Origin of the sequence: Methylobacterium sp. CB376 (genome assembly GCF_029714205.1) — a bacterium.
Classification (GTDB): Bacteria; Pseudomonadota; Alphaproteobacteria; order Rhizobiales; family Beijerinckiaceae; genus Methylobacterium.
In genome coordinates this window covers 2556856-2580433 of the sequence record NZ_CP121648.1, presented here as the reverse complement: position 1 = coordinate 2580433, position 23578 = coordinate 2556856, and the positions used below count along the sequence as shown (strand labels likewise).

Sequence of the window (23578 nt, the reverse complement as noted above, 5' to 3'; positions counted from 1 at the left end):
GCATGGCGGCGGGCCCCACCGAGGCCGCGGCGCCGGCGCCGCTGCGCCCGCTCCTGGTCGAACTCAACGACCTCAAGCGGGTGCGCTCGGCCGGCCGCCGCGGCTCGATCGCCGAGCGGCTCTTCGCCCAGAGCTGGGGCGCCCTCTGCGGGGGCGCCGAGGCCGAGGGCGTCGCCCTCCAGGTGACGGCGACGGCGCTCGCCGCCGCCCGCCTCGGCGACCTCGACGCGGTCTTCCTGGCGGCGCTGGGCTTGGCCCCGGGCGAGGCGGGCGAGGTGCTCGGGCGCGCCTTCGACGAGGTCGCGCGCGACCTCGATCCCGCCCTGCGCGACGCGCTGCGGCGCGCCCTCCTGGGCGCGGAGGAGGTGCCGGCCGGGCCGCTGCCGGGCTTCGTCGGGCTCCTCGCCGCGCAGCCGCGCGCGGGCGTGACCTGCCCGGGCCGGCCCCGCATCGTCCTGGAACCGCCGGAGAACCACGCCGAGCACTGCCTGATGGTGGCCATCTACGGCGTGGTGCTCAGCCCCTTCTACGGGGCCGATCCGGCCACGGTGTTCGTGGCGGCCCTGGCCCACCACCTCCACAACGCGCTGATGCCGGATTCCGGCTTCACCGGCGAGGTGCTGCTCGGCCCGCACCTCGACGGGGTGATCGCCCGCAGCAGCGCCCACGCCCTGGAGGAGCTCGAGCCGGGCCTGCGCGCCCGGGTCGAGCGGGCCCGGCGGATCCTGCCGGACGACGGCACCGCGGAGGGCCGCGCCTTCCACGCCGCCGACGTGATCGACCGCGTCCTGCAGATCGCCCAGCACCTGCGGGCCGCCTCGCTCGGCATGGACGACGTGCTGGGCGAGATGGCACTGGTGCATGAGGGCCCGGTGAAGGGCTTCCACGACCGCGTCCTCGCGGCGATGCGGCTGCCGTGATGCGCGCCGACCTGCCGGCCGCCCCGCTGGATCTCCCCCCGCAGGCTCCCATGTCGGTCTCCGATACCCCGCGCATCGGAGCTGCCGCGTGATCCCCTTCGGTCTCCTCTCGCCGCGCACCGGCGAGACGCTCCATCCCGACACGCCCCATTCCCTGCGCGAGGGGCGCAACGGGCCGCGCTGGCCGGTGGTCGACGGCATCCCCTTCCTGCGGACCGGGCGCGACGACCTCGCCCGCGAGGCGCTCGGCCACCTCGACCGCGGCGCGCCGGGCCACGCGCTCGAACTCCTCCTCGCCGACCAGGACGCGTGGTGGACCGGCCCGCGGCCGGACCCGGCCGCGCTGCGCGACCTCGTGCGCGACCTGAAATACGTCACCCTGCGCGAGGCGGTGGCGAGGCTCGGCTGGGGCCGGGTCGGGGATTACTTCGTGCATCGCTGGACGGACCCGACCTTCCTCGCGGGCCTCGCCCTGCTCGAAGCCCATTGGAACGCCCCGGTCTGCGCCTTCGAACTCGCCTGCGGCATCGGCCACTACCTGCGCGAGCTTCAGGGCCGGGGACTTCGCGTCTCCGGCGGCGACGTCGTCTTCGCCAAGCTCTGGGTCGCCCGCCACTGGGTCGTCGGGCAGCGCGCGCAGCTGGTCTGCTTCGATGCCGGCTCGCCGCACTGGCCGGTCGAGGGGGCGCCGGCCGACCTCGTGCTGTGCCAGGACGCCTTCTACTTCCTGGAGCGGAAGGCCGCGATCCTCGGCTGCCTGCGCAGGAATGCGGGCGAGGAGGGCTGGCTCGCCCTCGGCCACATCCACAACAGCGCCCGCGCGGGCTTCTCGGCCGGGCACGCGGTCTCGTCCGCCGAGATCGAGGAGCTGTTTCCGGACGGCCTCGTCTACGACGACGCGGAACTCACCCGCGCCCTGGTCGAGGCCCGCGCCCCCGTCCCGGCCGCCCCCTCCGAACTCGACCATGCCGAGGCGTTCTCGGTCGTCTGCGGGCCGGGCATGCGGCCGGCGCCGCGGGCGCTCGTCGACGGTCTGACCCTGCCGCCCGACGGCACCCGCCTCGTCCTCAATCCCCTCTACGGGCCCGATTCCGCGGGCGGCTACGCCATCGCGTGGCCCTCCGCCCGCTACGAGGCCGAGTACGGTCCCCGCGCGACCTACCCGCCGCGCTCGCCCGGGCCCGAGGCGGTCGAGGCCGGGCCCGCCCTCGCCGAGCGGGCGCGGCGGCGCGAGTTCGTGTCCCTGCCGGAGCGCTGGTGATGGCGAGCGCGCGGCCCGTCGGCTGGGGCATCGTCGGCTACGGCTGGGTCGCCCGCGACTTCATGGCCCCGGCCATCGCCCGGGCCGGCCACCGCCTCGTGGCGGTCTGCGACCTCCACCCGGAATCCCGCGCCGCCGCCGAGCGGGCCGGCGCGCGCAGCCACGCCTCCCTGGACGGCCTCCTCGCGGCGCCCGAGGTCGAGGCCGTCTACGTGGCGACGCCGAACCACCTGCATCGCGGCGCCGTCGAGGCCCTGGCGGGGGCCGGCAAGGCAGTGCTGTGCGAGAAGCCCATGGCCGCGACGCTCGCGGACGCGGAGGCGATGGCGGCCTGCGTCGCCCGCACCGGGATCCTGTACGGGACGGCCTTCGACCAGCGCCACCATCCCGGCCACCGGGTGCTGCGGGAGGCGATCCGGGCCGGCCGGATCGGCACCGTGACGGCCCTGCGCATCGTCTACGCCTGCTGGCTCGACCGGGCCTGGACCTCGCTGCCCGGCCAGGCGAACTGGCGCATCGACCCGGCCCAGGCGGGCGGCGGGGCGCTGATGGACCTCGCGCCCCACGGGCTCGATCTCGCCGAGTTCCTGCTCGGCGAGCCCCTGGTCGAGATCGCGGCCCTGACCCAGGCCCGCGCGCAGGCCTACGCGGTCGATGACGGCGCGCTCCTGATCGGGCGCACGGGCTCGGGCGTCCTGGCGAGCCTGCACGTCGCCTACAATTACCCGGAGGCGCTGCCGCGCCGCCGCCTGGAGGTCTCCGGCACGGCCGGGCTCGTCACCGCCGAGAACACGATGGGCCAGGAGGCCGGCGGCCGGGTGACGCTCACGGACGGCCGGACCGGCGCGCGCACCCCGCTCGCCTTCGACGAGGCGGCCTCGCCCTTCCTGGAGCAGGTGCGCGCCTTCGGCCGGGCCCTGCGCGACCCGTCCGAGCGGGCCGCGTGGTCGGTCGCCCGCGACCTCCACACCATGCGCCTCATCACCCGCGCCTACGCGGCGGCCCCCGCCGCCCCGGACGCGGCCGCCTGACCGCCGAGACGAGAGGGAGCCCCGTGACGAGCGACACGCCCCGCCTGCGACCGAGCCGCCCGCGCCCCACCCGATTCGGCGAGAAGCGCGTGGTCGAGGGCCTGCCGGCCGACCTGCCCGACGCCGCCCGCGCCTACCTGGAGGTGCTGCCGCCGGGCCGCGTCGTCGGCTTCCCCCTCGCCCCCCTCGACCGCACCGGCGTGCCGACCTGGTTCGTCTCGCTCTTCCTCGACGATCCCTTCTTCGTCGGTGCCATGCCGAGCGGCATCGGCTACGGCGCCACCGATGCCGAGGCGATCATCGGCTCGATCGCCGAGATCGCCGAGAACCTGATGCCGAGCGTCGCGCTGATCCCGCGCAAGAAGGAGCGCGGCAGCTACCACGACCTCGCGCGGGTGTTCGGCGCCGGCTCGGTCGCCGACCCGCTCACCCTCGGCCTGCCGGCCGGCAGCCCGGTCGGCCGCGACACGGTGCTCGAATGGACCGAGGTGGTGCGTGCCCGCACCGGCGAGACGGTCCTGATGCCCCTCGACATCGCGGCCACCGACTATTTCGAACTCTCCGAGGACTACGTTCCCTTCACGAACCTGATCACCAACGGACTCGGCGCCGGACCCGACGTGGCCTTCGCCCTCGGCCACGGGCTGCTCGAACTCCTGCAACGCGACGGGAACGGGCTCCTGTTCCGCGCCCTCGACCAGGGCGTGCTGCTCGACCTCGCGGAGGGGGTCGGGCCGGAGACCCGCGCCATGCTCGACCGGCTGGAGGCGCTCGGCATCCGCGCCATGCCGAAATTCGCCACCGACCAGTTCGGCTTCGCCAACGTCTACTGCGTCGGCTACGACCTCGACCCGGCCCGCGCCCCCGCGCCGATCGCGCTCTCGGCCTGCGGCGAGGCCTGCGACCCGGACCGCGAGCGCGCCCTGCGCAAGGCGCTGCTGGAATTCCAGGCCGCGCGGGTGCGCAAGACCTTCGGCCACGGGCCGCTGGCGCTCGCCCGGGGCATCACCCCGCCCGGCTACGTCGACGCCTTCATCGAGACGGCCCTGCCGAGTCTCGACAAGGAGGAGAGCCGCGCCCTCTCCGCCATGCTCCACTGGATCGAGCAACCGGCCGAGACCCTGCGCGGCTTCCTCGCCGACACGGTCTTCTCCGAGCGCGCCCGCAAGCCCTTCGCCGAGCTGCCGACCGCGGCCGCGCCGGACGGCCAGGCCCGCGGGCGGCTCGCCCGCGAGCGCCTGGAGGCGGAGGGCTTCGACGTCCTCTACCTCGATGCATCCCCGCCGGGCGGCGGCGTCGGGGTGGTGAAGGCGATCGTGCCGGGGCTCGAAGTCGAGACCATGAGCTATTACCGGATCGGCGAGCGCAACACCGCCAAGCTGATCGCCCGCGACCACCCGCTGATCCGCTTCGGGCAGGAGAGCGAGACCCTGCGGCCGGTGCGCCTGACGCCCGAGGCCCTGGAGCGCTTCGGCGGCCAGCCGCTCTTCGACGTTGCCCTGGCCGAGCGGATCGTCGGGCCGCTCTACCCCCTCTACCGCGAGCCGGAATCGCACCACGCGCCGTTCCGGCTCGAGCGCCGCGGGAGGGCCGCGTGAGCCTGCGCTTCGCCTACAACACCAACGGCGCCGCCAACCACCGGCTCGACGACGCGCTCGCGCTCATCGCCGAGGCCGGCTACGACGGCGTCGCCCTCACCCTGGACATCCACCACCTCGACCCCTTGGCCGAGGACTGGGCCCGCGAGGCCGAGCGCGTGCGCGGGCGCCTCACCGCCCTGGGCCTCGGCTCGGTGATCGAGACCGGGGCGCGCTTCCTCCTCGACCCCCGCGCCAAGCACGAGCCGACCCTGGTGACCGCCGACCCGCAGGGCCGGGCGCGCCGCGTCGCCTTCCTGCGCCGGGCCATCGACGTCGCGCAGATCCTCGGCTCCGAGGCGGTCTCCTTCTGGGCGGGGGTGCCGAGGCCCGGACTGGCCCCGGGCGAGGCGCGCGACTGGCTGCGCGCCGGGCTGGAGGAGGTCGTCTCCCACGCCCGCGCCCGCTCCGTGGTGGCGGCGCTCGAACCCGAGCCCGGGATGCTGATCGAGACGCTGGACGATTACGCGGCCCTGCGGCTGGAGGGCCTCTCGCTCGCCCTCGACACCGGCCATTGCCTCGTCACCGGCGAGCGCGATCCGGCCGCCGCGGTGCGGGAATTCGCCGGGCAGCTCGGCACCGTGGCGATCGAGGACATGGCGCGCGGCGTCCACGTCCACCTGCCCTTCGGCGAGGGCGACATGGACGTGCCGGGGGTCCTCGACGCGCTCGAGGCGGTGGGGTTCCGGCGCCTGGTCTGCGTGGAGCTGTCGCGGGAGAGCCACCGGGCGGACCGCATGATCCCGGAGGCGCTGGCCTTCCTGAAGACGTGTCGGGGGCGACGGGGATGAGGATCTGCTTCGTCAGCCGGCGCTACTTCCCGGCGATTTCGGGCATGAGCGTGTACGCGCAGAACCTGCTGCGGGAATTGGTCGGGGCCGGCCACGACGTGACGATGGTGAGCCAGTACCGGGGCGACGCCTTCGGCACCCGGGTCTACGGCGGCGGCCCGCCGCCGCCGGTTCCCGGCGTGCGGGTGATCGGCCTCGAACAATGCGGCGAGCAGGACGGGGGCGATTTCGAGCGCGACATCGACGCGATGGTGGCGGCCATCGCGGCCGAGCACCGGCGCGCGCCGTTCGACGTCCTGCACGCGCAGTACGGCTACCCGACCGGCTGGGCGACGCTGCTCGCCTCGCAGGATCTCGGCGTCCCGAACGTGGTCTCGATCCAGGGCGGCGACGGGCACTGGGTCGGCTCCTGCTGCGAGACCCACCGCCTCGCCATGGTGCGGGTGCTCGCCCGCGCCAACGCGCTGCTGATCGGCGGGCGCTCCTTCGTGCGGGAGGTCTGCGACCGGCTCGGGGCCGATCCGGCCCGCTTCACCATCGTGCCGGGCGCCGTCGATACCGAGCGCTTCCGGCCGGTGCCCGGCCGGCAACCGGGCGCGGCCGCGGAGCCGGTGCGGCTCCTCTATCACGGCCGGGTCGACCGCCGGAAAGGCGTCCTCGACTTCCTCGACGCGCTGAGCCTGCTGCGCCTGCGCGGGACGCCCTTCGCGGCCGTGATCTCGGGGATCGGCCCCGACGTCGCGCCCGCCCGCGCGCTCGCGGCCGATCTCGGCTTCGGCGAGGCGCAGGTCCGCTTCACCGGCTACGCGGAGTACGACGCCGTGCCGGCCCTCTACGGGCAGGGCGACGTCTTCGTCTCGCCGACCTACGCGGAGGGCTTCTCCAACACCATCCTGGAGGCGATGGCGGCCGGGCTCGCGGTGGTCTCGACGCACTCGGTCGGGGTCTCGGACTGCCTGCGCGACGGCGAGAACGGCCTCCTGGTCCAGCCGGGCGACGTGACGGCCCTGGCGGAGGCGCTCCACCGGGTGATCACCGACCGGACGCTGCGCGCCCGCCTCGCCGCGGCGGCCCTGGCGGAGTGCCGCCGGGACTATTCCTGGACGGCGGTCGGGCGGCAGATCATGGGGGTCTATGCCGGCCTGCGCGGCCGCGCGCCCGACCCGGTCGACCCGGTGCTGCCGCGGGATCCCGCCTGCCGCTTCCGCGCCGAGCCGCACCTGCTCTGATGCTGCACTGATGCCTCTGGCCCTCGCCCTGTCGCCCCATCTCGACGACGCGGCCTTCTCCTGCGGGGGCACGCTGGCGCGGCTCGCCCGCGCGGGCTGGCAGGTCGTGGTGGCGACGCTGTTCACCGCGAGCGTGGCGCGTCCGACGGGCTTCGCGCTCGCCTGCCAGCTCGACAAGGGGCTCGGCCCGGAGGTGGATTACATGGCCCTGCGGCGGGCCGAGGACGCGGCGGCCTGCGCGTCGCTCGGGGCGCTCGCGCGCCACCTCGCCCTGCCCGAGGCGCCGCACCGCGGCTACGGTTCGGCCGCGGCCCTGTTCGGGGACCTCCTCCCGGAGGACGGGATCGGCCCCGCCCTCGCCGCAGCGCTCGCCAGCCTCTCTGCCGAGACGCCGCCCGATCTGCTCCTCGCGCCGCAGGCGATCGGGGGGCACGTCGATCACGTCCAGCTCGTGCGGGCGCTGCGCGCGGTCGCGCCCGCGGCGCCGGTCCTGTGGTGGCGCGACTTCCCCTACACGGTGCGCCATCCCGACCCGAAGACGCCGTTTTGCCGGGACTTCGCCCTGCTGCCGGACGTCGCGGTGCGGCTCTCGGCCGAGGACGAGGCCCGCAAGGAGGCCGCCTGCGCCGCCTACGCGAGCCAGCTCGGCTTCCAGTTCGGCGGGCGCGAGGGGCTGGCGGCGCGCCTGCGCGCCGAGGCGGGCTGCGAGCGGTTCCGGGCGCAGGGGCGCGTGCCCGCGGGCGTTCCGGTGGAGGACCTGCCGGCGGGACCGTAGTCGCGGAGGAGCGACGCCGGTCGCCCGAGGGCTGCCTGAGATGCGCAGGGCGGATGAGGCGGGTCGTGGCGACCCATTGCGTCCCGTCGCGGTGTCGTTCGCGTGCAGCGCCGACCCGAGTCTCATGGCGGAGCACGCTCCTTCGAGGACGTCCCTACGCCGCCACCGGCGCCCCCGCCGGCGCGCCGGGCGGGCGCAGCGGCAGGGTCGGCAGCCAGGAGGCGCCCTCCTTGACCACGTAGTCCCACAGCGACCGCGCCGCCGGGCTCAGCACCTTGTCGGCGCGGCGCACCACGAACCACTCGCGCCGGATCGGCAGTCCCTCGACGTCGAGGAGGACGAGGCGCCGGCTCGCCACCTCCGCCGCCACCGTGTGGCCGGAGATCAGCGCGATGCCGAAGCCCGCCATCACCGTCTGCTTGATGGTCTCGTTCGAGCCGCTGTCGATGCCGAGGCGCGCCCGCTTGATCATCACGCCGGTCATGAACTCCTCGAACACCGTCCGGGTGCCCGACCCGTACTCGCGCACCAGGAACGGCTCCTCGGCGAGCTCCGCCTTGGTGATGCCGACCCGCCCGGCGAAGCGGTGGCTCGGCGAGGCGATCACCACCAGCGGGTGCGGGCCGAAGGATTCGGCCGAGATCGGGAAATCGCGCGGGGGCCGGCCCATGATCGCGAGATCGACCTTGTAGTCGCGGATCGATTCGAGCGTGGCTCCCCGGTTGCCGACCACGAGGTCGATCTCGACCGAGGGATGCTGGTGCACGAAGCCGCCGATCAGCTGGGGGGCGAAGTACTTCGCCGTCGACACGACCCCGATCGACACCCGCCCGCCGCTGCCGCCCCGCAGGGCCTTCAGGCGTTCCGCGCAGGTCTCCAGCACCGTGTTGATGCTGTCGATCGCCCACAGCATCTCGCGCCCCGCATCGGTCGGCTTCAGCCCGGCGCTGGTGCGGTCGAACAGCAGCAGCCCCGCCTCGTCCTCCAGGGCCTTGATCCGGGCGGTGAGCGCCGCGGGTGTCACGTTCAATTCCTGGGCCGCCCGAGTCATCGTCCCGAGCCGCGCGATGGAGGCAACGGCCTGAAGCTGCTTGAGCGAGAGGTTGCGCATCACGTCCTGCCACGTTCGCGCCATGCTTATTTTTTTTGAAAGCGGTGGCAAGTTTTTTCAGATTTGCCCCCGCGAGCCCGGCCGGCCATAGTTTTCGCGGGGTGACAGGCGAGCGGATCGCCCCGCATTCCGCCGAGGAGGCCGCGGCGTCCGGGGCGGGCTTTCGGGACCGGCCCGGATCCGCGGCGGGGCGCAGGGGACGGAAGGAACAGCGGCATGGGGCTCGGATCTCGCCTCGACGCCTGCCTCGCGCGCGAGGTGGCTGGCGGCGATCGTCCGATCGCGGCCGTGCTGGCGGCGCTGGCGGAGGCGGCGGCCGGGACGGGGCGGCTCCTGCGCGACGGCGGCGCCGATGCCGGCCCGGACGACCTCGACGCCGCGGTGCAGGCCCGCTTCGTCGCCGCCCTGCGGGAGACGCCGACCGCCCTCCTCGCCCTGCCGGAGGCCGAGGCGCCGCTGGCGCTCATGCCCGACGGCGCGATCGCGGTCGCGCTCACGCCCCTCGACGGCCGGGAGAACCTCGCGGGCAACCAGCCCGCCGGAACCCTGTTCTCGCTGCGCCCCGCCGCGGGCGCGCCCTTCCGGGAGCCCGGCCGGATCCAGGTGGCGGCCGGATTCGTCACCTACGGGCCGCGGACCGAACTCGCCGTGACCTGGGGCGCGGGGGCCCGGATCTTCACCCTCGATCCCTCCGGCGCGTTCCGGCTGAGCCGCGAGGCGGTGGCGATCCCGCCGACGAGCACCCTCTACGCCATCGACGCGGCCAATGCCCGGTTCTGGGAGGCGCCGATGCGCGCCTTCGTGGAGGATTGCCTGCGCGGGAGCGAGGGGCCGCGCGGGCAGGATTTCGCCATGGGCTGGTGCGCCTCCCTGGCGGTCGGGGCGCAGCGGGCCCTGTGCCGCGGCGGGGTGCACATCCTGCCCGGCGAGACCCGGCGCGGGCGCGCCAACGGCGCGACCCGGCTCATCCACGAGGCGGCCCCGATCGCACTCGTGATGGAGGCGGCCGGGGGCGCGGCCACGGACGGGCGCGACGCCCGCATCCTCGATCTGCCGACCCTGGACCTGCAGCAGCGCACGCCCCTGGTGTTCGGCTCCGCCGAGGAGGTCGCCTGCGTCGGCAAGTACCATGACGGGCGCCGCCACACCGGCGCCCGCTCGCCCCTGTTCGGCCAGCGCGGCCTGCTGCGCGCGTGACGCGCCGCCCGCCGCGCGGGCCCCTCCCCCTTATGGCCGGTCGCGTTTTGCGGCGCGAGGCGGCATCCATAGAGCGGGGAACCCTTCAGTCTCGACCGGCCGCGCGATGTCCGCCCTCCACCCGATCATCTCCGTGACCGGCTCCTCGGGGGCCGGCACCACCTCGGTGCGCAACACCTTCGAGCAGATCTTCCGGCGCGAGAGCGTCACGGCGGTCTACATCGAGGGCGACGCGTTCCACTCCATGGACCGCGCCACCATGCGCAAGGCCATGGCCGCCGAGCCGACGCTCAGCCATTTCGGCGAGCGGGCGAACCTCCTGGACGAGCTGGAGGGCGTGTTCCGCCTCTATGCCGAGACCGGCGGCGGCCGCACACGCCACTACATCCACGACCGCAACGATTCCGAGCGCTGGGGCGGCGCGCCCGGCACCTTCTCGGCCTGGGAGGAGTTCGAGCCGGATTCCGACCTGCTCTTCTACGAGGGGCTGCACGGGGCGGTGCACAACGAGCGCATCAACATCGCCCAGTACGCCGACCTCAAGATCGGGGTCGTGCCGGTGATCAACCTCGAATGGATCCAGAAGCTCCACCGCGACCGGGCGACCCGCGGCTACTCGACCGAGGCCGTGACCGACGTGATCCTGCGCCGGATGCCCGACTACGTGAACGTCATCTGCCCGCAATTCACCAACACGGACATCAACTTCCAGCGCATCCCGACCGTCGACACCTCGAACCCCTTCATCGCCCGCTGGATCCCGACCGCCGACGAGTCGATGGTCGTCATCCGCTTCCGCGACCCCAAGGGGATCGACTTCCCCTACCTGATCTCGATGATCGCCGGCAGCTTCATGTCGCGGGCGAACTCGGTGGTCATCCCCGGCGGCAAGCTCGACCTCGCCATGCAGCTGATCCTGACGCCGATGATCCTCCAGCTGGTGGAGCGGCGCCGCCGGCTCCTGTGATCCGGGATCCGCTTGATCGAAGCGGATCCCGGATCACGCGCCCGCGCGGCGCCTGAGCGCGGCGCCTGAGCGCGGCGCCTGAGCGAAGCCGACATCCGCATTGCGAAGCCATCAACCGGATGTCGGAACAAGGCCCGGGCGGGCCCGCGCGCCGCGGCCGCCCGGGGCGAACCTTGCCGGCTCCCCAAGGCCCGGTCACCGCGCTATGTACCAAGGTCCCAGGGAAGACCGCGCGGTGCTGAAAGCCCTCATCTTCGACGTCGACGGCACGCTGGCCGAGACCGAACCCGTTCACCGGGAATCCTTCAACCGCGCCTTCGCCCGGTTCGGCCTGCCCTTCACCTGGGACGAGGCCCTCTACACCGACCTCCTCCAGGTCACGGGGGGGCGGGAGCGGCTGCTGCACTATCTCGCCACTTACCGCCCGGCCGGGGTCGAGCGCATCGGCGCCCTGGTGCCGGAGATCTACGACGCCAAGACGCGGGCCTACGTCGCCCTGGTCGCGGAGGGGCGGCTCGCGGCGCGGCCCGGCATCCGCCGGCTCGTCGCCGAGGCGAAGGAAGCGGGGCTGCGCCTCGCCATCGCGACGACGAGCCACGCCGACAACGTCCAGGCCCTGATCGCGTCCCTGTTCCGGGACGGGCCGTTCGACGCCGTGGCGGCGGGCGACGCGGTGGCGCAGAAGAAGCCCTCGCCGGCGATCTACGCCCTCGCCCTGGACCGGCTCGGGCTGGGACCGGAGGAGGCGGTGGCCTTCGAGGATTCGACGAACGGCGTGCGCGCCGCCCTGGCCGCGGGCCTGCCCGTGGTGGCGACCCCGAGCCGGTTCCTGCCGGCCGACGACCTCGGCGCGGCCGGGTCCGTGGTGTCGGATCTCGGCGAGCCGGGCCGCCCGCACCGCCTGCTCGCGGGCGAGCCCTGGCCGGACGGCGTGGTCTCCCTCGACGCCCTGCGCCGCTGGCACGCGCGGCGGGCGGCTGCTTGTCCTGCGGGCAGGATGGCGTAAGAGTTGGGGCAGCCTCGCCGCGGCGCGGGTTTTGGTGCGGGTTCCTGGCGATGTCGGGTGAGTGGTCGAACCGGGAGACGCCGGAGGGGGGACGCGCCGAGCCATCCTACCGGCTCCGGCAGCAGGGGCTCCTCGGGTCGCTCCCCCGGATGCTGCTCCAGAGCCGCGACCTCGGTGTCCTGCTCCGGCGCGCCTGCGAGGCGGCGGCGGAGGGGCTGGGCGCCCCCTTCGCCCACATCCTCGAATACCGCCCGCACGAGCACGACTTCCTGATCCGGGCCGCCGCCGGCTGGCCCGAGGAGACGACCGGGGCGACCTGCCCGGCGGCCGACGAGGCCGCGCCCGCCGCCTACGCCTTCCGCACCGGGGCCGGGATCCTGGCGAACGGCCTGTCCGAGGGCGGCCGCTTCCGGCTGCCCGCGCCCTTCGCCGGGGCGGCGATCCACCACGCGGTCAACGTGCCCATCCCCCTCGGCGAGGAGGGGCGGCGCGCCTACGGGGTGCTCGAAGTCTGCGGCCGGGACGGGCCGGGCTTCGACCGGACCGACCAGGATTTCCTCGCGGGCCTCGCCGGGCTGGTCGGGCTCGCGGTGGAGCGCCACCACGCCGACCTGCGCCTGCGCGACGCCCTCGACCACCAGGCGCTGCTCGCCCGCGAGATGAGCCACCGGGTCAAGAACAGTCTCGGGGTCGTGGCGGGCCTGCTGCGGCTGCAAGCGCGGGACACCCATTCGGACGAGGTGCGCTTCGCCCTGGAGGATGCGGGGGCGCGCATCGCCACCGTGGCGCAGGTGCACGACCATCTCTGGCGCGGCCTGCACGTGGGCACGGTCGAGGTGGCGGGCTTCGTGCGCGAACTCGTCGGCAAGCTGCAGGAGGCGGCGCCGCACCACCCCCTCCACTGCGAGGCCGACCCGCACGTCATCGCCGCCGATCAGGCGATCCCGATCGGGCTGATGGTGAACGAACTCGTCACCAACGCGGTGAAGTACGCCTATCCGGGCGGGACCGGCCCGGTGCGGGTCACCGTGCGGGTGAGCGAGGACATGATGCGGGTCGACGTCGCGGACCAGGGCGTCGGCCTGCCCCCGGGCTTCGACGTGCATGCGCGCCAGCGCAGCCTCGGCCTCAAGATCATCAACAACCTCACCCGCCAGCTCGACGGGCGGCTCTCGGCCGAGCCGAATCACCCGGGTGCCCGCTTCGTGCTGGAGATGCCGCTCGGCTGAGCGGGATTCGGCCGGGAGCGCCGGCCGGCACCCTGGCGGGGCGATGCCGATCTCGCCGACCCGGCCCTACCACTCGTCCTCTCGCCCGGTGCGCCAGCGCGTGCGCAGCGCGTGCCCGTAGCGGTCGTTCAGCGCGGCCAGGTGGCCGGCGCTCTCCAGGGCGCGGGCGCGGTAGCGGCGCGCCAGTTGCCGGAAATCCGGCCCGCCCGCCTCGCCCCCCGCCGTCGCGCACAGATGCGCCAGATGCGCGTACTCGTTCGCGATCCTGTCCTCGATCACGACGCTGCGCCCGATCGCGTCGATCAGCGAGCGTACAATTTCGGCGCTCGGATCATCCCCCATGCAAAACTCCGCGCCGCCACCCAACGACCAATGAATATTTACGTATGCATTGCCATTATATTAAAACGTAATCTATGACATTATCGAATGTTACGGCGGGGAGCGGCTGGCCGGCACGGCATGGCACGGCAAGCGGCCCACCGGGCGGGCGGAGCGTCCCTGCCCGTCCGAGAGGCAGGCTGCCCGCCAATATGTCTATACAAAAGCGGGCGGCGCCGCTACGAAAGTCTGACCACCGGGACAGTGGAGACACCGGATGAGAAGGGCAGCGATCGGGTTCTGTCTCGCCGCGGCGATCGCCGCGCCGGCCTACGCGCAGGAGACCAAGGTCACCATCGGCATCAGCGGCTGGACGGGCTTCGCCCCGCTCACCCTGGCCAAGGAGGCCGGCCTGTTCCGGAAGAACGGCCTCGACGTCACCATCAAGAAGATCCCGCAGGGCAGCCGCCACCTCGCCATCCGCTCGGGCGACGTGCAATGCGCCGCCACCACGGTCGAGACCTGGGTGGCCTGGAACGCGAACGGCGTGCCGACCAAGCAGATCTTCCAGCTCGACAAGTCCTACGGCGCCGACGGCATGGCGGTGCGCGGCGAGATCGGCTCGATCAAGGACCTGAAGGGCAAGACCGTGGCGGCCTCGGTGCCGGGCACCTCGCCCTACTTCGCCCTCGCCTGGATGCTGAAGGCGAACGGCCTGTCCCTCAAGGACGTGAAGGTGGTCAACCTGGAGCCCGGCCCGGCCGCCCAGGCCTTCATCGCCGGCCAGAACGACGCGGCGATGACCTACGAGCCCTATCTCTCCTCGGTGCGGGCGGCGCCCCAGGCGGGCAAGATCATCGCCACCACCCTCGACTACCCGATCGTCATGGACACGTTCGGCTGCACGCCGGACTTCCTCGCCCAGAACCCCAAAGCCGCCAAGGCGCTCGCCGAGAGCTACTTCGAGGCCCTCGACCTGATCGCCAAGGATCCGGCCAAGGCCTACGAGATCATGGGCGCCGACGTGAAGCAGACCGGCGAGGCCTTCGCCGCCTCGGCGAAGTTCCTGCGCTGGCAGGATCGGGAGGCGAACCGGGCCGCCTTCGCCGGCCCGCTCCAGGCGTTCTCCGCCGAGGCGGCCGACCTGCTCCTGGAGGTCGGGATCATCAAGCAGAAACCGGAGATCGACGGCCTGTTCGACGCAAGCTTCGTGAAGTGAGCGCGATGCGTCCGCTGGAGCCGGTCGGTCCGGCCGCGCGCGCGGCGCTCGGGCTCGGCTTCTTCGTGGTCTTCGTGGGCGCCTGGAGCCTCGCGACGCTCGGCGGCTTCGTGCCGGCGACGTTCCTGGCCGACCCGATCGCGATGGTGCGGGACGGCTGGCTGCTGCTGACGCGGTTCGGCTTCCTGTCGGATATCGGCATGACGGTCTGGCGGGTGCTCGGCGGCTTCCTCCTCGCCTCCGCGGTGGCGGTGCCCCTCGGCATCCTGATGGGGGCCTACAAGCCGGTCGAGGCCTTCCTCGAACCCTTCGTCTCCTTCGCCCGCTACCTGCCGGCCTCAGCCTTCGTGCCGCTGCTGATCCTGTGGGCCGGGATCGGCGAGATGCAGAAGCTGCTCGTCATCTTCATCGGCTCGGTGTTCCAGATCGTCCTGATGGTGGCGGTGGCGGTCGGCGCGGTGCGCCGCGACCTGGTCGAGGCGGCCTACACGCTGGGCGCGGGCGATTCCGGCATCATCCGGCGGGTGCTGATCCCCGCGACCGCGCCGGACATCGCCGAAACCCTGCGGCTCGTGCTCGGCTGGGCCTGGACCTACGTGATCGTCGCCGAGCTGATCGGCTCCTCCTCGGGCATCGGCCACATGATCATCGAGAGCCAGGCGCTGCTCGCCACCGGCCAGATCATCTTCGGCATCATCGTCATCGGCCTGATCGGTCTCGCCTCGGACTTCCTGTTCAAGGCGCTGAACCGGCAGCTCTTCCGCTGGAAGCTCGCGTGAGCGCCCCCGCCGCCGTCGCGATCGAGGGCGTGGCGCGGGTCTTCCCGGGCGTCGCCGGGCGTGCGCCCCTGCGCGCCCTCGACCCGACCGACCTCGCCGTGGCGCCCAACGACTTCATCACCCTCCTGGGCCCCTCGGGCTGCGGGAAGTCGACGCTCCTGCGGATCGTGGCCGGGCTCGACCGGCCGACGCGCGGGCGCGTCCTCGTCGGCGGGCGGGAGGTGCGCCGCCCGGGGCCGGACCGCGGCATGGTGTTCCAGTCCTACACGCTGTTTCCCTGGCTGACCGTCGCGGAGAATATCGGCTTCGGCCTGCGCGAGCGGGGCCTGCCCGCCCCCGAGCGGCGCGAGATCGTGGCCTCCTTCCTCGACAAGGTCGGGCTGCGCGGCTTCGAGGCGCATTACCCCAAGCAGCTCTCCGGCGGCATGCAGCAGCGCACCGCCATCGCCCGGGCGCTCGCCAACGATCCGGCGATCCTGCTCCTCGACGAGCCCTTCGGCGCCCTCGACACCCAGACCCGCGGCCTGATGCAGGAATTGCTGCTCGACCTCTGGGAGCGGGAGCGCAAGACGGTGATCTTCGTCACCCACGACATCGAGGAGGCGGTGTTCATGGCCTCGCGGGTCGTGGTCATGACCGCCCGCCCGGGCCGCATCAAGGCCGACGTGCCGGTCGACCTTCCGCATCCGCGCCACTACACGGTGAAGACGAGCCCCGCCTTCTCGGACCTCAAGGCCCGGCTGACGGAGCTCGTCCGCGGCGAGGCGGTGCTCGCCGCGCTGGCGCAGTAGCGATCCGGGAGCCGCGGCCCGCGCCCCGGAACCGGGGAGGTGGGCATGGACGGCATCGTGGTGGTGGGCGCCGGTCAGGGGGGGTTCCAGCTCGGGGCCTCCCTGCGCGAGGGCGGCTATCGCGGCCCGGTGACCCTGATCGGCGACGAGCCGGGGCTGCCCTACGGCCGCCCGCCCCTCTCCAAGGCCTACCTGGCTGGCAAGACCGATGCGGAGGGCCTGCAGCTGCGTCCCCCCGCCTACTACGCCGAGCACGGGATCCGGGTCCGCGCGGGCGAGCGCGTGAGCGCGATCGACCGCTCCGCGCGGCAGGTGCTGCTCGCCTCCGGGGAGGCGGTCGCCTACGAACAGCTCGTGCTCGCCACCGGCGCCCGCAACCGGCCGCTCCCGGTGCCCGGGGCGGAGCTGCCCGGCCTGTTCCAGCTGCGCAGCCTCGCCGAGGCCGACGCGCTGAGGGCGGCGCTCCCCGGGATCGCCCGGGTCGCCGTGGTCGGGGCCGGGTTCATCGGGCTCGAATTCGCGGCAGTCTGCGCCGCGCGGGGCCTGTCCGTCACGGTGATCGAGGGGCTCGACCGGGCGCTGGCCCGGGCGCTGTCGCCCGAGATGGCCGGCGCGGTCGTGGCCGCGCACGAGGCCGCCGGGGTGCGGTTCCGCTTCGGCGCGACCGTCCGGGGCATCGCCGGCGAGACGCGCGCCCGCGGCGTCGTGCTCGGCGACGGGAGCACGGTCGAGGCCGACCTCGTCCTCGTCGGCATCGGCGTCCTGCCCAACCAGGACCTCGCCGAGGCGGCCGGGCTCGCGACCGGCAACGGCATCCACGTCGACGCGATGCTGGCCACCGAGGACCCCGCCGTCTCGGCCATCGGCGATTGCGCGGCCCACCCCTCCCCCCACGCGGACGGCGCGCGGGTGCGCATCGAGTCGGTGCAGAACGCGGTCGACGGGGCGCGCTGCGTCGCCGCGCGCCTCACCGGCCGGCCCGCCGCCTACGCGGCGGTGCCGTGGTTCTGGAGCGACCAGGGCGCGCTGAAGCTGCAGATGGCGGGGCTGAGCCGCCCGGACGACGCGGTCGTGCGGCGCGGCGCGGCCGGGGCGGGCTTCTCGGTCTTCCGCTACCGCGGCGAGCGGCTCACCTGCGTCGAGTCGCTCAACCGCCCGGCCGACCACATGATCGCCCGCCGGCTGATCCAGGCCGGGGTGAGCCCGAGCCCCGACCAGGCGGCCGACCCGGCCTTCGACCTCAAGGCCCTGGCGCTCGCCGCCTGAGCATCAGGCGCCGAAGCGGTCGCCGGTCCGGCGGCAAAGATGATGCGGGAACGCGGATCTCAGCGGGACGCGCGGCGGACCGTTGCGCGGGGGCTCAGGCGCTGCCGTCGTCGTTCTCGGTGGTGAGCTCGCGCGGGTGGATGCCGTCCTGGACCGCGCCGGCGCCGCGCAGCCGCGCGCAGGGCTCGCCATGCGCGCTGAAGGCGACGCCCGCCGCCACCAGCGCGCGGCGCAGCGCGTCGCGCTGGTGGCGGGAGGGCGGGTAACCACCCGACTCGAAGCTGCGGATCACCCCGGCATCGACGTTGGCGCGCAGCGCCAGATCCGTCTCGGACCACCCGAGCAGGTCCCGCGCCTGCCGCACCTGACCGCCCGTCACGTCAATCCCACCGCTCACAGCCATCCCTCTCGCTCGTTGCGACTGCGCCGATTCATAGCAGGCCGCCGCCCCCGCGCCAGCCGGCCGTTCGTTGCGGCATGGTCAAGCTTGTCGTTCCGGCTATTCATCCCAAGTTCCACCCTACAGCCAAGCTTGCTGCAAAATTGCAACAGTCTTCGAAGAGTCTCGATTGGTGGCCGCGCGCGCGAATGCGCAGGGCTCCGGTGGGTTGCATGGCCATGCCGGCCTGACTAGAGTCCCGCCCCAACAGCAAGGCTCGATGGGGCAATGATGATGACGATGCGGATGGCGGCTGCGGCCGGTGCCGTCGCGCTCGTGGCGTTCGCCGCTCAGGTGGCGAGCGCCACCTCGGCGTCGGCGCAGGCGATCCTGGGTTACGGCCAGAAGAACCGCGACAAGTCGGAGCAGAAGCAGTACATCCCGCCCGCCAAGGCGCAGGAGAAGATCTTCCCGCTCGACTCCACCTGGACGGCGGTCAGCCTGAACGGCAAGCCCTTCCCGAGCAGCGAGCGGCCGAGCTTCATCATCGACAAGCAGTACCGCGCCCGCGGCTTCGGCGGCTGCAACACCTTCGCGGCGACGGCCTTCCCGCTGAAGGAGCAGCACCTCGCGGTCGGCCCGCTCGCGATCACCAAGAAAGCCTGCGACAAGGGCCTCGCCGCCACGGAGATGCAGTTCTTCACGGCGTTACGCACCTCGGCGCAGTGGGACCTGGTCGGGTCGCAGCTGGTGATCAAGTCGCAGGCGGGCGAACTGCGCTTCGACCGGGCGCTGTGACGGTCCGCGCCGCGGCGTGAGGAAAGCGGGCGGACCCGTCGCGGTCCGCCTTTCTCGTCGCGAAGGTCGCGAGACCGGGCCGCCCGCCGCCGCCGCGGCGCGCTCCGCCGCGATTCGAGGTCGATACGACGATTGTCCGAGACCCGCGCCTGCTCTAAGGCAGCGTTCGCCCCGCCGAGAAGACCGGCACCGCGCCGCGTTGTGCGGCAGTTTGCGGCGCGGGCGGGCAGTGCGGAGGGAGGAGCGGATGCGCTCGCTGATGAAGGGGATGACGGCGGCAGCGATGCTGCTCGGTGCGGTCGCGGGCGCGGGCGCGCAGGACAAGTCGCCGGTGAAGCTCGGGGCCATCGAGATCCTGACCGGGCCGAACAGCCGCTACGGCGTCGCGATCCAGCGCGGCTTCGACCTCGCGCTCGCGGAGATCAACCGGAACGGCGGCGTGCTCGGCGGGCGGCCGCTCGCCCTCGCCTACGAGGACTCGGCCGGCGCCAAGGAGCAGGCGCTCAACGCCGCCCGCAAGCTGATCGGCCGCGACAAGGTCCCGCTGATCCTCGGACCGACCCTGTCGAACGAGATGTTCGCCGCCGGGCCGGTCGCCAACGAGCGCAAGGTGCCGATCGTCGGCACCTCCACCACGGCCAACGGCATCACGGCGATCGGCCCCTACGTGTTCCGCACCTCGCTGCCCGAGGCCGACGTCATCCCGGTGACGCTGCGGACCGCCAAGGAGAAGTTCGGCGTCAAGCGCGTCGCCGTGATGTACGGCAACGACGACGCCTTCACCAAGTCGGCCTACGACGTGATGAAGGCCGGGCTCGAGAAGCTCGGCATCGAGACCCTGACCACCGAGACCTTCGGGTCGAAGGACACCGACTTCTCGGCCCAGCTCACCAAGATCAAGGGCCTGAACCCGGACGCGATCGTGCTGTCGGCGCTGGTGGAGGCGGCGTCCGGCATCGCGCTCCAGGCCCGGCAGCTCGGCATCGACCCGAAGGTGTTCATCATCGGCGGCAACGGCCTCAACTCGCCCAAGCTCGGCGAGATCGCCGGCGCGGCGGCGGACGGCACCATCGTCGGCAGCCCCTGGTTCGTCGGCAAGAAGGATCCGGCGAACCAGGCCTTCGTGGCCGCCTTCCGCGAGAAGTACAGCGGCGACAGCCCCGACCAGTTCGCGGCCCAGGCCTACGACACCCTGTTCATCGTCGCCAAGGCGATCGACGCGGCCGGGGCGCCGGATTCCGAGAAGATCAAGGACGCGCTCATCAAGGTGAAGCACAGCGGCGTGATGGGGCCGTTCTCCTTCTCGGAGAGCCGGGACCCGGCCGACACGTCGGGCGTCGTGGTCCTCACCATGAAGGGCGGCAAGTTCCAGCTGCTGGAGTGAGCCCGGCCGCGAGCCGGTGAGGCGGGGAGCGGCGCGCTCCCCCGCGCGGGACCCCCGCGCGGGAGGTGGGGCGCGCGGCGCCGCCCGGCCGGCGCGCGGCTCCCCGCGCCCATCCACACGCTCCGCCGCACCCCGATCGCGGGCTCCATTCGAAGGCTCCATGCCGAACGCGTCCCATGCTTGAGCAGCAGCTCGTCAACGGCGTCGTCCTCGGCGCGACCTACGCGCTCTTCGCCGTCGGCTTCACCCTGATGTTCGGCGTGATGGGGGTCATCAACCTCACCTACGGCGTCTACTTCGCCCTCGGGGCCTTCGCGGCCCTGTGGACCACGCAGGGGCTCGGGCTCGGCATCGCCGCTGCCCTGCCGGTCGGCGCCCTGGTGGCGGGCCTCGTCGCGGTGGCGATCGACAGCCTGCTCCTCACGCGCCTGCGCCGGGCCAAGGCCCCCGAACTGGCCTCGCTGATGGTCACGCTCGGGGCGACGCTCTTCCTCTATGCCGGCATGGCCGCCTGGCTCGGCACCGAGATCCGCCGCTTCCCCGCCGCGATCTTCGACGGCGGCGCCTACAGCCTCGGCAGCGTGCGGGTCGGCACGACCCAGCTCCTGATCATCGGCGCGGCCTTCCTGTTCGTCGCCGCCCTGCTGGCGCTGGTGCGCGGCTCGCGCCTCGGCCTCGCCATCCGGGCCGTCGCCGAGAACCCGGAGGCGGCGGCGCTGATGGGCATCAACGGCGGCCTGATGGTGCGGGTGGTCTCGTTCCTGTCGGGGGCGATCGGCGGCGCGGCGGGCGTCCTCGTCGGCCTCAACTTCAACGCCATCCAGCCCTTCATGGGCGAGCACATGATGCTGCGGGGCTTCGCGGTGATCATCGTGGGCGGGCTCGGGGACCTGCGCGGCGCCCTGGTGGCCGGCCTCCTCCTCGGCTTCGCCGAGGTGCTCACCGCCGCCTACATCTCCTCGACCTTCAAGGACCTCACCGCCTTCGCGCTCCTCGTGGCCACGCTGTGGTTCCGGCCGATGGGCCTGTTCGGCCGCGCGGCCGCCAAGCGCGCCTGAGGGAGGCCGCCATGTGGGAGACCCTCGACGATCTCTACTGGACCTACCAGAGCCTGATCCACGGGATCGGGGTGAACGGCATCCTGGCGCTGTCGATCTACGTGGTGCTGGCGGTGGGCCAGCTCTCGCTCGGCCAGGCGGCCTTCATGGGGGTCGGCGCCTACACGGGCGCGCTCCTCACCGTGAAGGCCGGCGTGCCGTTCCCGGTCGCGATGGCGGGCGCCGCCGCGGTGCCGGCGCTGATCGCCCTCGTGGTCGGCGGCCCGACCCTGCGGCTCACCGGCGTCTACCTCGCCATCGCGACGATCGGACTGGGCGAGATCACCCGGATCGTCTTCCTCAACTGGGACTACGCGGGCGGGGCGCTCGGCCTCTCGGGCATCCCCGAGAAGGGCGGGGTCGGGGCGATCTACGGCACGCTCGCGGCGGCGCTCCTCGCCCTCGTGCTGATCGCCCGCTCGCGGATCGGGCGCGCCATGGAGGCGATGCGGGAGGACGAGGCCGCGGCCGGCGTGATGGGCGTGAACCTGCCGCGCTACCGCATGACCGCCCTCGTGGTCTCCTCGGCCCTCGCCGGCCTCGCGGGCTGCCTGTCGGCCCACGTCTCCTCCTTCATCGGCCCCAACGAGTACGGGTTCGAGACCGCGGTGACGATCCTGAGCTACGCGCTCCTGGGCGGGATCGGCTCGCCGGTGGCGCCGGTGCTCGGCGCCGCGATCCTGACGCTCCTGCCCGAGGTGCTGCGCCCGCTCGCCGATTTCCGCCTGATGGTGAACGGCCTCATCATCGTGCTGGCGGTCCTGTTCATGCCGCGGGGCATCCTGCCCTGGCGCATCGCCCGGACGGGGGCCCGATGAGCAGCCCCCCCCTCCTCGCGGTCGAGGGCCTGACCCGCCGCTTCCAGGGCCTCGTCGCGGTGGATTCCGTCGACTTCACGGTCAGCCCGGGCACGGTGCACGGGCTGATCGGCCCGAACGGGGCCGGCAAGACCACCCTGTTCAACCTGCTCTCGGGCGTGCTCGCGCCGAGCGCCGGCCGCATCCAGCTCGACGGCCGGCCCCTCGACGGGCTGCCGCCCTACCGGCGTACGGCGCGCGGCCTCGCCCGCACCTTCCAGAACATCCGCATCTTCTCGGAGATGACGGTGCTGGAGAACGTGATGACCGGCATGCACGCGCGGCTCTCCTCCGGGCTCGGCATCCTGTGGCGCAGCCCCGGCTTCCGGGCCGAGGAGCGCGCCGCCAAGGCCCGCGCCCGCGACCTGCTCGCCTTCGTGGGCCTCGCCGAGGCGGCGGAGCGCCGGGCCGGCAGCCTGCCCTACGGCGACCAGCGCCGGCTCGAGATCGCCCGGGCGCTCGCCTGCGAGCCGCGCCTCGTCCTCCTCGACGAGCCGGCGGCGGGGATGAACCCGGCCGAGACCCACGCGCTCCTCGCCCTGTTGCGCCGCCTGCGCGACGAGCGCGGCCTCACCCTGCTCCTCGTGGAGCACGATATGCCCCTCGTCATGAGCCTGTGCGACCGCCTGACCGTCCTGAATTTCGGCCGCCGCATCGCGGACGGCACCCCGGCGGAGGTGCGCGCCCACCCGGCCGTGATCGAGGCCTATCTGGGCACCAAGGCCGCCGAGGGAGTCGCCCCGTGACGGCGCTGCTCAGCGTCACGGGCCTGACCCTCGGCTACGGCCGGGCGGACGTGATCCACGGCATCGACCTCGCCGTGCCGCGGGGCCGCATCGTCTCGCTGATCGGCTCGAACGGGGCCGGCAAGACCACGATCCTGCGCGGCCTCTCGGGTCTGATGACGCCCCGGGCCGGCGCGATCCGCTGGGGCGAGGACGGCAGCGACCTCGCGGGCGAGCCCGCCCACCGCATCGCCCGGCGCGGCATCGTGCAGGTGCCGGAGGGCCGGCAGGTCTTCGCCAACATGAGCGTGGCCGAGAACCTGCGCCTGGGCGGCTACCACGTCGGCGGCGCCGAGGCGGCGCGGCGGCAGGAGGCGGTGGTGGCCCGCTTCCCCCGCCTCGGGGAGCGGCTGTCGCAGCAGGCGGGCTACCTCTCGGGAGGCGAGCAGCAGATGCTCGCCATGGGCCGCGCCCTGATGGCCGAGCCGAAGCTGCTCCTCCTCGACGAGCCCTCGATGGGTCTGGCGCCGCTGATCGTGGAGGAGATCTTCGCCATCATCGCGGCCCTGCGGGCTGAGGGCCGCACCATCCTGCTCGTGGAGCAGAATGCCGGGGCGGCGCTCGCCATCGCGGACGAGGCCTACGTTCTGGAGACCGGGCGCATCCGCCTGCGCGGCCCCGCGGCGGCGATCGCCCGCGACCCGGCCGTGACCGCGGCCTATCTGGGCCTCTGATCCGCTGTCCGAACGATCACGTCCGGACGGCGCATGACACGCCCGCGCGGCGCGTGAGCGACGCCGGAACCCGC

General features: G+C 73.4%; 24 protein-coding genes. 21 read left to right on the top strand and 3 right to left on the bottom strand.

Annotated features, from left to right (window positions below; genetic code table 11):
• Nucleotides 1-2: 2 nt before the first annotated feature.
• From QA634_RS11605 to QA634_RS11575, 7 genes are all read left to right on the top strand, one after another.
• Nucleotides 3-920 (top strand): hypothetical protein, encoded by a 918-nt coding sequence (locus tag QA634_RS11605; RefSeq protein ID WP_012332159.1) that lies wholly within the window; start codon nucleotides 3-5, stop codon nucleotides 918-920.
• An 88-nt stretch (nucleotides 921-1008) separates the two neighbouring features.
• Nucleotides 1009-2181: a class I SAM-dependent methyltransferase gene (locus tag QA634_RS11600; RefSeq protein WP_012332158.1), complete on the top strand. Its 1173-nt coding sequence runs from the start codon at nucleotides 1009-1011 to the stop codon at nucleotides 2179-2181.
• Entirely contained in the window at nucleotides 2181-3212 is a 1032-nt protein-coding gene (locus QA634_RS11595; protein ID WP_012332157.1) for a Gfo/Idh/MocA family protein, read from the top strand. The genes QA634_RS11600 and QA634_RS11595 overlap by 1 nt, the downstream gene beginning before the upstream one ends.
• 23 nt (nucleotides 3213-3235) lie before the next feature.
• Nucleotides 3236-4810 carry a YcaO-like family protein gene (locus QA634_RS11590; RefSeq protein WP_012332156.1) on the top strand — a complete coding sequence of 525 codons (1575 nt, stop codon included), beginning with the start codon at nucleotides 3236-3238 and terminating at the stop codon, nucleotides 4808-4810.
• Nucleotides 4807-5640 carry a sugar phosphate isomerase/epimerase family protein gene (locus QA634_RS11585; RefSeq protein ID WP_012332155.1) on the top strand — a complete coding sequence of 278 codons (834 nt, stop codon included), beginning with the start codon at nucleotides 4807-4809 and terminating at the stop codon, nucleotides 5638-5640. Before QA634_RS11590 ends, QA634_RS11585 begins: the two co-directional genes overlap by 4 nt.
• A complete protein-coding gene (locus QA634_RS11580) occupies nucleotides 5637-6869 on the top strand; it encodes a glycosyltransferase family 4 protein (protein WP_012332154.1) in 1233 nt (410 codons plus the stop codon). The genes QA634_RS11585 and QA634_RS11580 overlap by 4 nt, the downstream gene beginning before the upstream one ends.
• A 10-nt stretch (nucleotides 6870-6879) precedes the next feature.
• Nucleotides 6880-7644: a PIG-L deacetylase family protein gene (locus tag QA634_RS11575; RefSeq protein ID WP_012332153.1), complete on the top strand. Its 765-nt coding sequence runs from the start codon at nucleotides 6880-6882 to the stop codon at nucleotides 7642-7644.
• A 154-nt stretch (nucleotides 7645-7798) separates the two neighbouring features.
• On the opposite strand, the gene QA634_RS11570 is transcribed toward QA634_RS11575, so the two are convergent.
• Nucleotides 7799-8755, bottom strand: a complete 957-nt coding sequence (locus tag QA634_RS11570) for a LysR family transcriptional regulator (protein ID WP_012332152.1) — start codon at nucleotides 8753-8755, stop codon at nucleotides 7799-7801.
• A 216-nt stretch (nucleotides 8756-8971) separates the two neighbouring features.
• On the opposite strand from QA634_RS11570, the gene QA634_RS11565 reads away from it, so the two are divergent.
• The 4 genes from QA634_RS11565 to QA634_RS11550 all read left to right on the top strand — a co-directional run bounded on the left by QA634_RS11565 (nucleotide 8972) and on the right by QA634_RS11550 (nucleotide 13154).
• Nucleotides 8972-9952, top strand: a complete 981-nt coding sequence (locus QA634_RS11565) for a fructose 1,6-bisphosphatase (protein WP_012332151.1) — start codon at nucleotides 8972-8974, stop codon at nucleotides 9950-9952.
• Nucleotides 9953-10058: 106 nt separating this feature from the next.
• Complete coding sequence (locus QA634_RS11560; RefSeq protein WP_012332150.1) at nucleotides 10059-10919, top strand: phosphoribulokinase; 861 nt, start codon at nucleotides 10059-10061, stop codon at nucleotides 10917-10919.
• A gap of 235 nt (nucleotides 10920-11154) precedes the next feature.
• Entirely contained in the window at nucleotides 11155-11925 is a 771-nt protein-coding gene (locus QA634_RS11555) for an HAD-IA family hydrolase (protein WP_012332149.1), read from the top strand.
• A gap of 50 nt (nucleotides 11926-11975) precedes the next feature.
• Nucleotides 11976-13154, top strand: a complete 1179-nt coding sequence (locus QA634_RS11550; protein WP_012332148.1) for a sensor histidine kinase — start codon at nucleotides 11976-11978, stop codon at nucleotides 13152-13154.
• A gap of 66 nt (nucleotides 13155-13220) precedes the next feature.
• Here QA634_RS11550 and QA634_RS11545 read toward each other — a convergent pair whose 3' ends face one another.
• Nucleotides 13221-13496, bottom strand: coding sequence for a hypothetical protein (locus QA634_RS11545; RefSeq protein WP_012332147.1), 276 nt, complete (start codon nucleotides 13494-13496; stop codon nucleotides 13221-13223).
• Between the two features lie 256 nt (nucleotides 13497-13752).
• Between QA634_RS11545 and QA634_RS11540 the strand changes: the two genes are divergently transcribed.
• From QA634_RS11540 to QA634_RS11525, 4 genes are read left to right on the top strand one after another with little or no spacing between them, the layout of a single operon-like run.
• The gene (locus QA634_RS11540; protein WP_012332146.1) at nucleotides 13753-14694 is read left to right on the top strand and encodes an ABC transporter substrate-binding protein; all 942 of its coding nucleotides are present in this window, start codon (nucleotides 13753-13755) and stop codon (nucleotides 14692-14694) included.
• A gap of 5 nt (nucleotides 14695-14699) precedes the next feature.
• Nucleotides 14700-15473, top strand: coding sequence for an ABC transporter permease (locus QA634_RS11535; RefSeq protein ID WP_012332145.1), 774 nt, complete (start codon nucleotides 14700-14702; stop codon nucleotides 15471-15473).
• The gene (locus QA634_RS11530; RefSeq protein ID WP_012332144.1) at nucleotides 15470-16264 is read left to right on the top strand and encodes an ABC transporter ATP-binding protein; all 795 of its coding nucleotides are present in this window, start codon (nucleotides 15470-15472) and stop codon (nucleotides 16262-16264) included. The genes QA634_RS11535 and QA634_RS11530 overlap by 4 nt, the downstream gene beginning before the upstream one ends.
• Nucleotides 16265-16309: 45 nt before the next feature.
• A complete protein-coding gene (locus tag QA634_RS11525; protein ID WP_012332143.1) occupies nucleotides 16310-17530 on the top strand; it encodes an NAD(P)/FAD-dependent oxidoreductase in 1221 nt (406 codons plus the stop codon).
• Nucleotides 17531-17624: 94 nt separating this feature from the next.
• Here the strand turns inward: QA634_RS11525 and QA634_RS11520 are convergent, their stop codons facing one another.
• On the bottom strand, nucleotides 17625-17933 hold the full coding sequence (locus QA634_RS11520; protein WP_063826000.1) for a helix-turn-helix domain-containing protein: 309 nt from the start codon (nucleotides 17931-17933) through the stop codon (nucleotides 17625-17627).
• A gap of 267 nt (nucleotides 17934-18200) precedes the next feature.
• Here QA634_RS11520 and QA634_RS11515 point away from each other — a divergent pair, with 267 nt between their 5' ends.
• The 6 genes from QA634_RS11515 to QA634_RS11490 all read left to right on the top strand — a co-directional run bounded on the left by QA634_RS11515 (nucleotide 18201) and on the right by QA634_RS11490 (nucleotide 23504).
• Nucleotides 18201-18707 carry an META domain-containing protein gene (locus tag QA634_RS11515; protein ID WP_150108824.1) on the top strand — a complete coding sequence of 169 codons (507 nt, stop codon included), beginning with the start codon at nucleotides 18201-18203 and terminating at the stop codon, nucleotides 18705-18707.
• Nucleotides 18708-18954: 247 nt separating this feature from the next.
• Nucleotides 18955-20091, top strand: coding sequence for an ABC transporter substrate-binding protein (locus tag QA634_RS11510; protein WP_012332140.1), 1137 nt, complete (start codon nucleotides 18955-18957; stop codon nucleotides 20089-20091).
• Between the two features lie 176 nt (nucleotides 20092-20267).
• The gene (locus QA634_RS11505) at nucleotides 20268-21149 is read left to right on the top strand and encodes a branched-chain amino acid ABC transporter permease (RefSeq protein WP_012332139.1); all 882 of its coding nucleotides are present in this window, start codon (nucleotides 20268-20270) and stop codon (nucleotides 21147-21149) included.
• Between the two features lie 11 nt (nucleotides 21150-21160).
• Nucleotides 21161-22006 (top strand): branched-chain amino acid ABC transporter permease, encoded by an 846-nt coding sequence (locus QA634_RS11500; RefSeq protein WP_012332138.1) that lies wholly within the window; start codon nucleotides 21161-21163, stop codon nucleotides 22004-22006.
• Nucleotides 22003-22791 (top strand): ABC transporter ATP-binding protein, encoded by a 789-nt coding sequence (locus tag QA634_RS11495; protein WP_012332137.1) that lies wholly within the window; start codon nucleotides 22003-22005, stop codon nucleotides 22789-22791. The genes QA634_RS11500 and QA634_RS11495 overlap by 4 nt, the downstream gene beginning before the upstream one ends.
• A gap of 5 nt (nucleotides 22792-22796) precedes the next feature.
• Nucleotides 22797-23504 (top strand): ABC transporter ATP-binding protein, encoded by a 708-nt coding sequence (locus tag QA634_RS11490; RefSeq protein ID WP_043702263.1) that lies wholly within the window; start codon nucleotides 22797-22799, stop codon nucleotides 23502-23504.
• Nucleotides 23505-23578 lie beyond the last annotated feature (74 nt).

Coding starts and splice junctions, on each gene's coding strand:
- QA634_RS11605 (WP_012332159.1), top strand. CDS start 3: ATGGCGGCGGGCCCCACCGAGGCCGCGGCGCCGGCGCCGCTGCGCCCG.
- QA634_RS11595 (WP_012332157.1), top strand. CDS start 2,181: ATGGCGAGCGCGCGGCCCGTCGGCTGGGGCATCGTCGGCTACGGCTGG.
- QA634_RS11580 (WP_012332154.1), top strand. CDS start 5,637: ATGAGGATCTGCTTCGTCAGCCGGCGCTACTTCCCGGCGATTTCGGGC.
- QA634_RS11575 (WP_012332153.1), top strand. CDS start 6,880: ATGCCTCTGGCCCTCGCCCTGTCGCCCCATCTCGACGACGCGGCCTTC.
- QA634_RS11570 (WP_012332152.1), bottom strand. CDS start 8,755: ATGCGCAACCTCTCGCTCAAGCAGCTTCAGGCCGTTGCCTCCATCGCG.
- QA634_RS11565 (WP_012332151.1), top strand. CDS start 8,972: ATGGGGCTCGGATCTCGCCTCGACGCCTGCCTCGCGCGCGAGGTGGCT.
- QA634_RS11560 (WP_012332150.1), top strand. CDS start 10,059: ATGTCCGCCCTCCACCCGATCATCTCCGTGACCGGCTCCTCGGGGGCC.
- QA634_RS11550 (WP_012332148.1), top strand. CDS start 11,976: ATGTCGGGTGAGTGGTCGAACCGGGAGACGCCGGAGGGGGGACGCGCC.
- QA634_RS11545 (WP_012332147.1), bottom strand. CDS start 13,496: ATGGGGGATGATCCGAGCGCCGAAATTGTACGCTCGCTGATCGACGCG.
- QA634_RS11540 (WP_012332146.1), top strand. CDS start 13,753: ATGAGAAGGGCAGCGATCGGGTTCTGTCTCGCCGCGGCGATCGCCGCG.
- QA634_RS11535 (WP_012332145.1), top strand. CDS start 14,700: ATGCGTCCGCTGGAGCCGGTCGGTCCGGCCGCGCGCGCGGCGCTCGGG.
- QA634_RS11525 (WP_012332143.1), top strand. CDS start 16,310: ATGGACGGCATCGTGGTGGTGGGCGCCGGTCAGGGGGGGTTCCAGCTC.
- QA634_RS11520 (WP_063826000.1), bottom strand. CDS start 17,933: ATGGCTGTGAGCGGTGGGATTGACGTGACGGGCGGTCAGGTGCGGCAG.
- QA634_RS11515 (WP_150108824.1), top strand. CDS start 18,201: ATGATGACGATGCGGATGGCGGCTGCGGCCGGTGCCGTCGCGCTCGTG.
- QA634_RS11510 (WP_012332140.1), top strand. CDS start 18,955: ATGCGCTCGCTGATGAAGGGGATGACGGCGGCAGCGATGCTGCTCGGT.
- QA634_RS11505 (WP_012332139.1), top strand. CDS start 20,268: ATGCTTGAGCAGCAGCTCGTCAACGGCGTCGTCCTCGGCGCGACCTAC.
- QA634_RS11500 (WP_012332138.1), top strand. CDS start 21,161: ATGTGGGAGACCCTCGACGATCTCTACTGGACCTACCAGAGCCTGATC.
- QA634_RS11495 (WP_012332137.1), top strand. CDS start 22,003: ATGAGCAGCCCCCCCCTCCTCGCGGTCGAGGGCCTGACCCGCCGCTTC.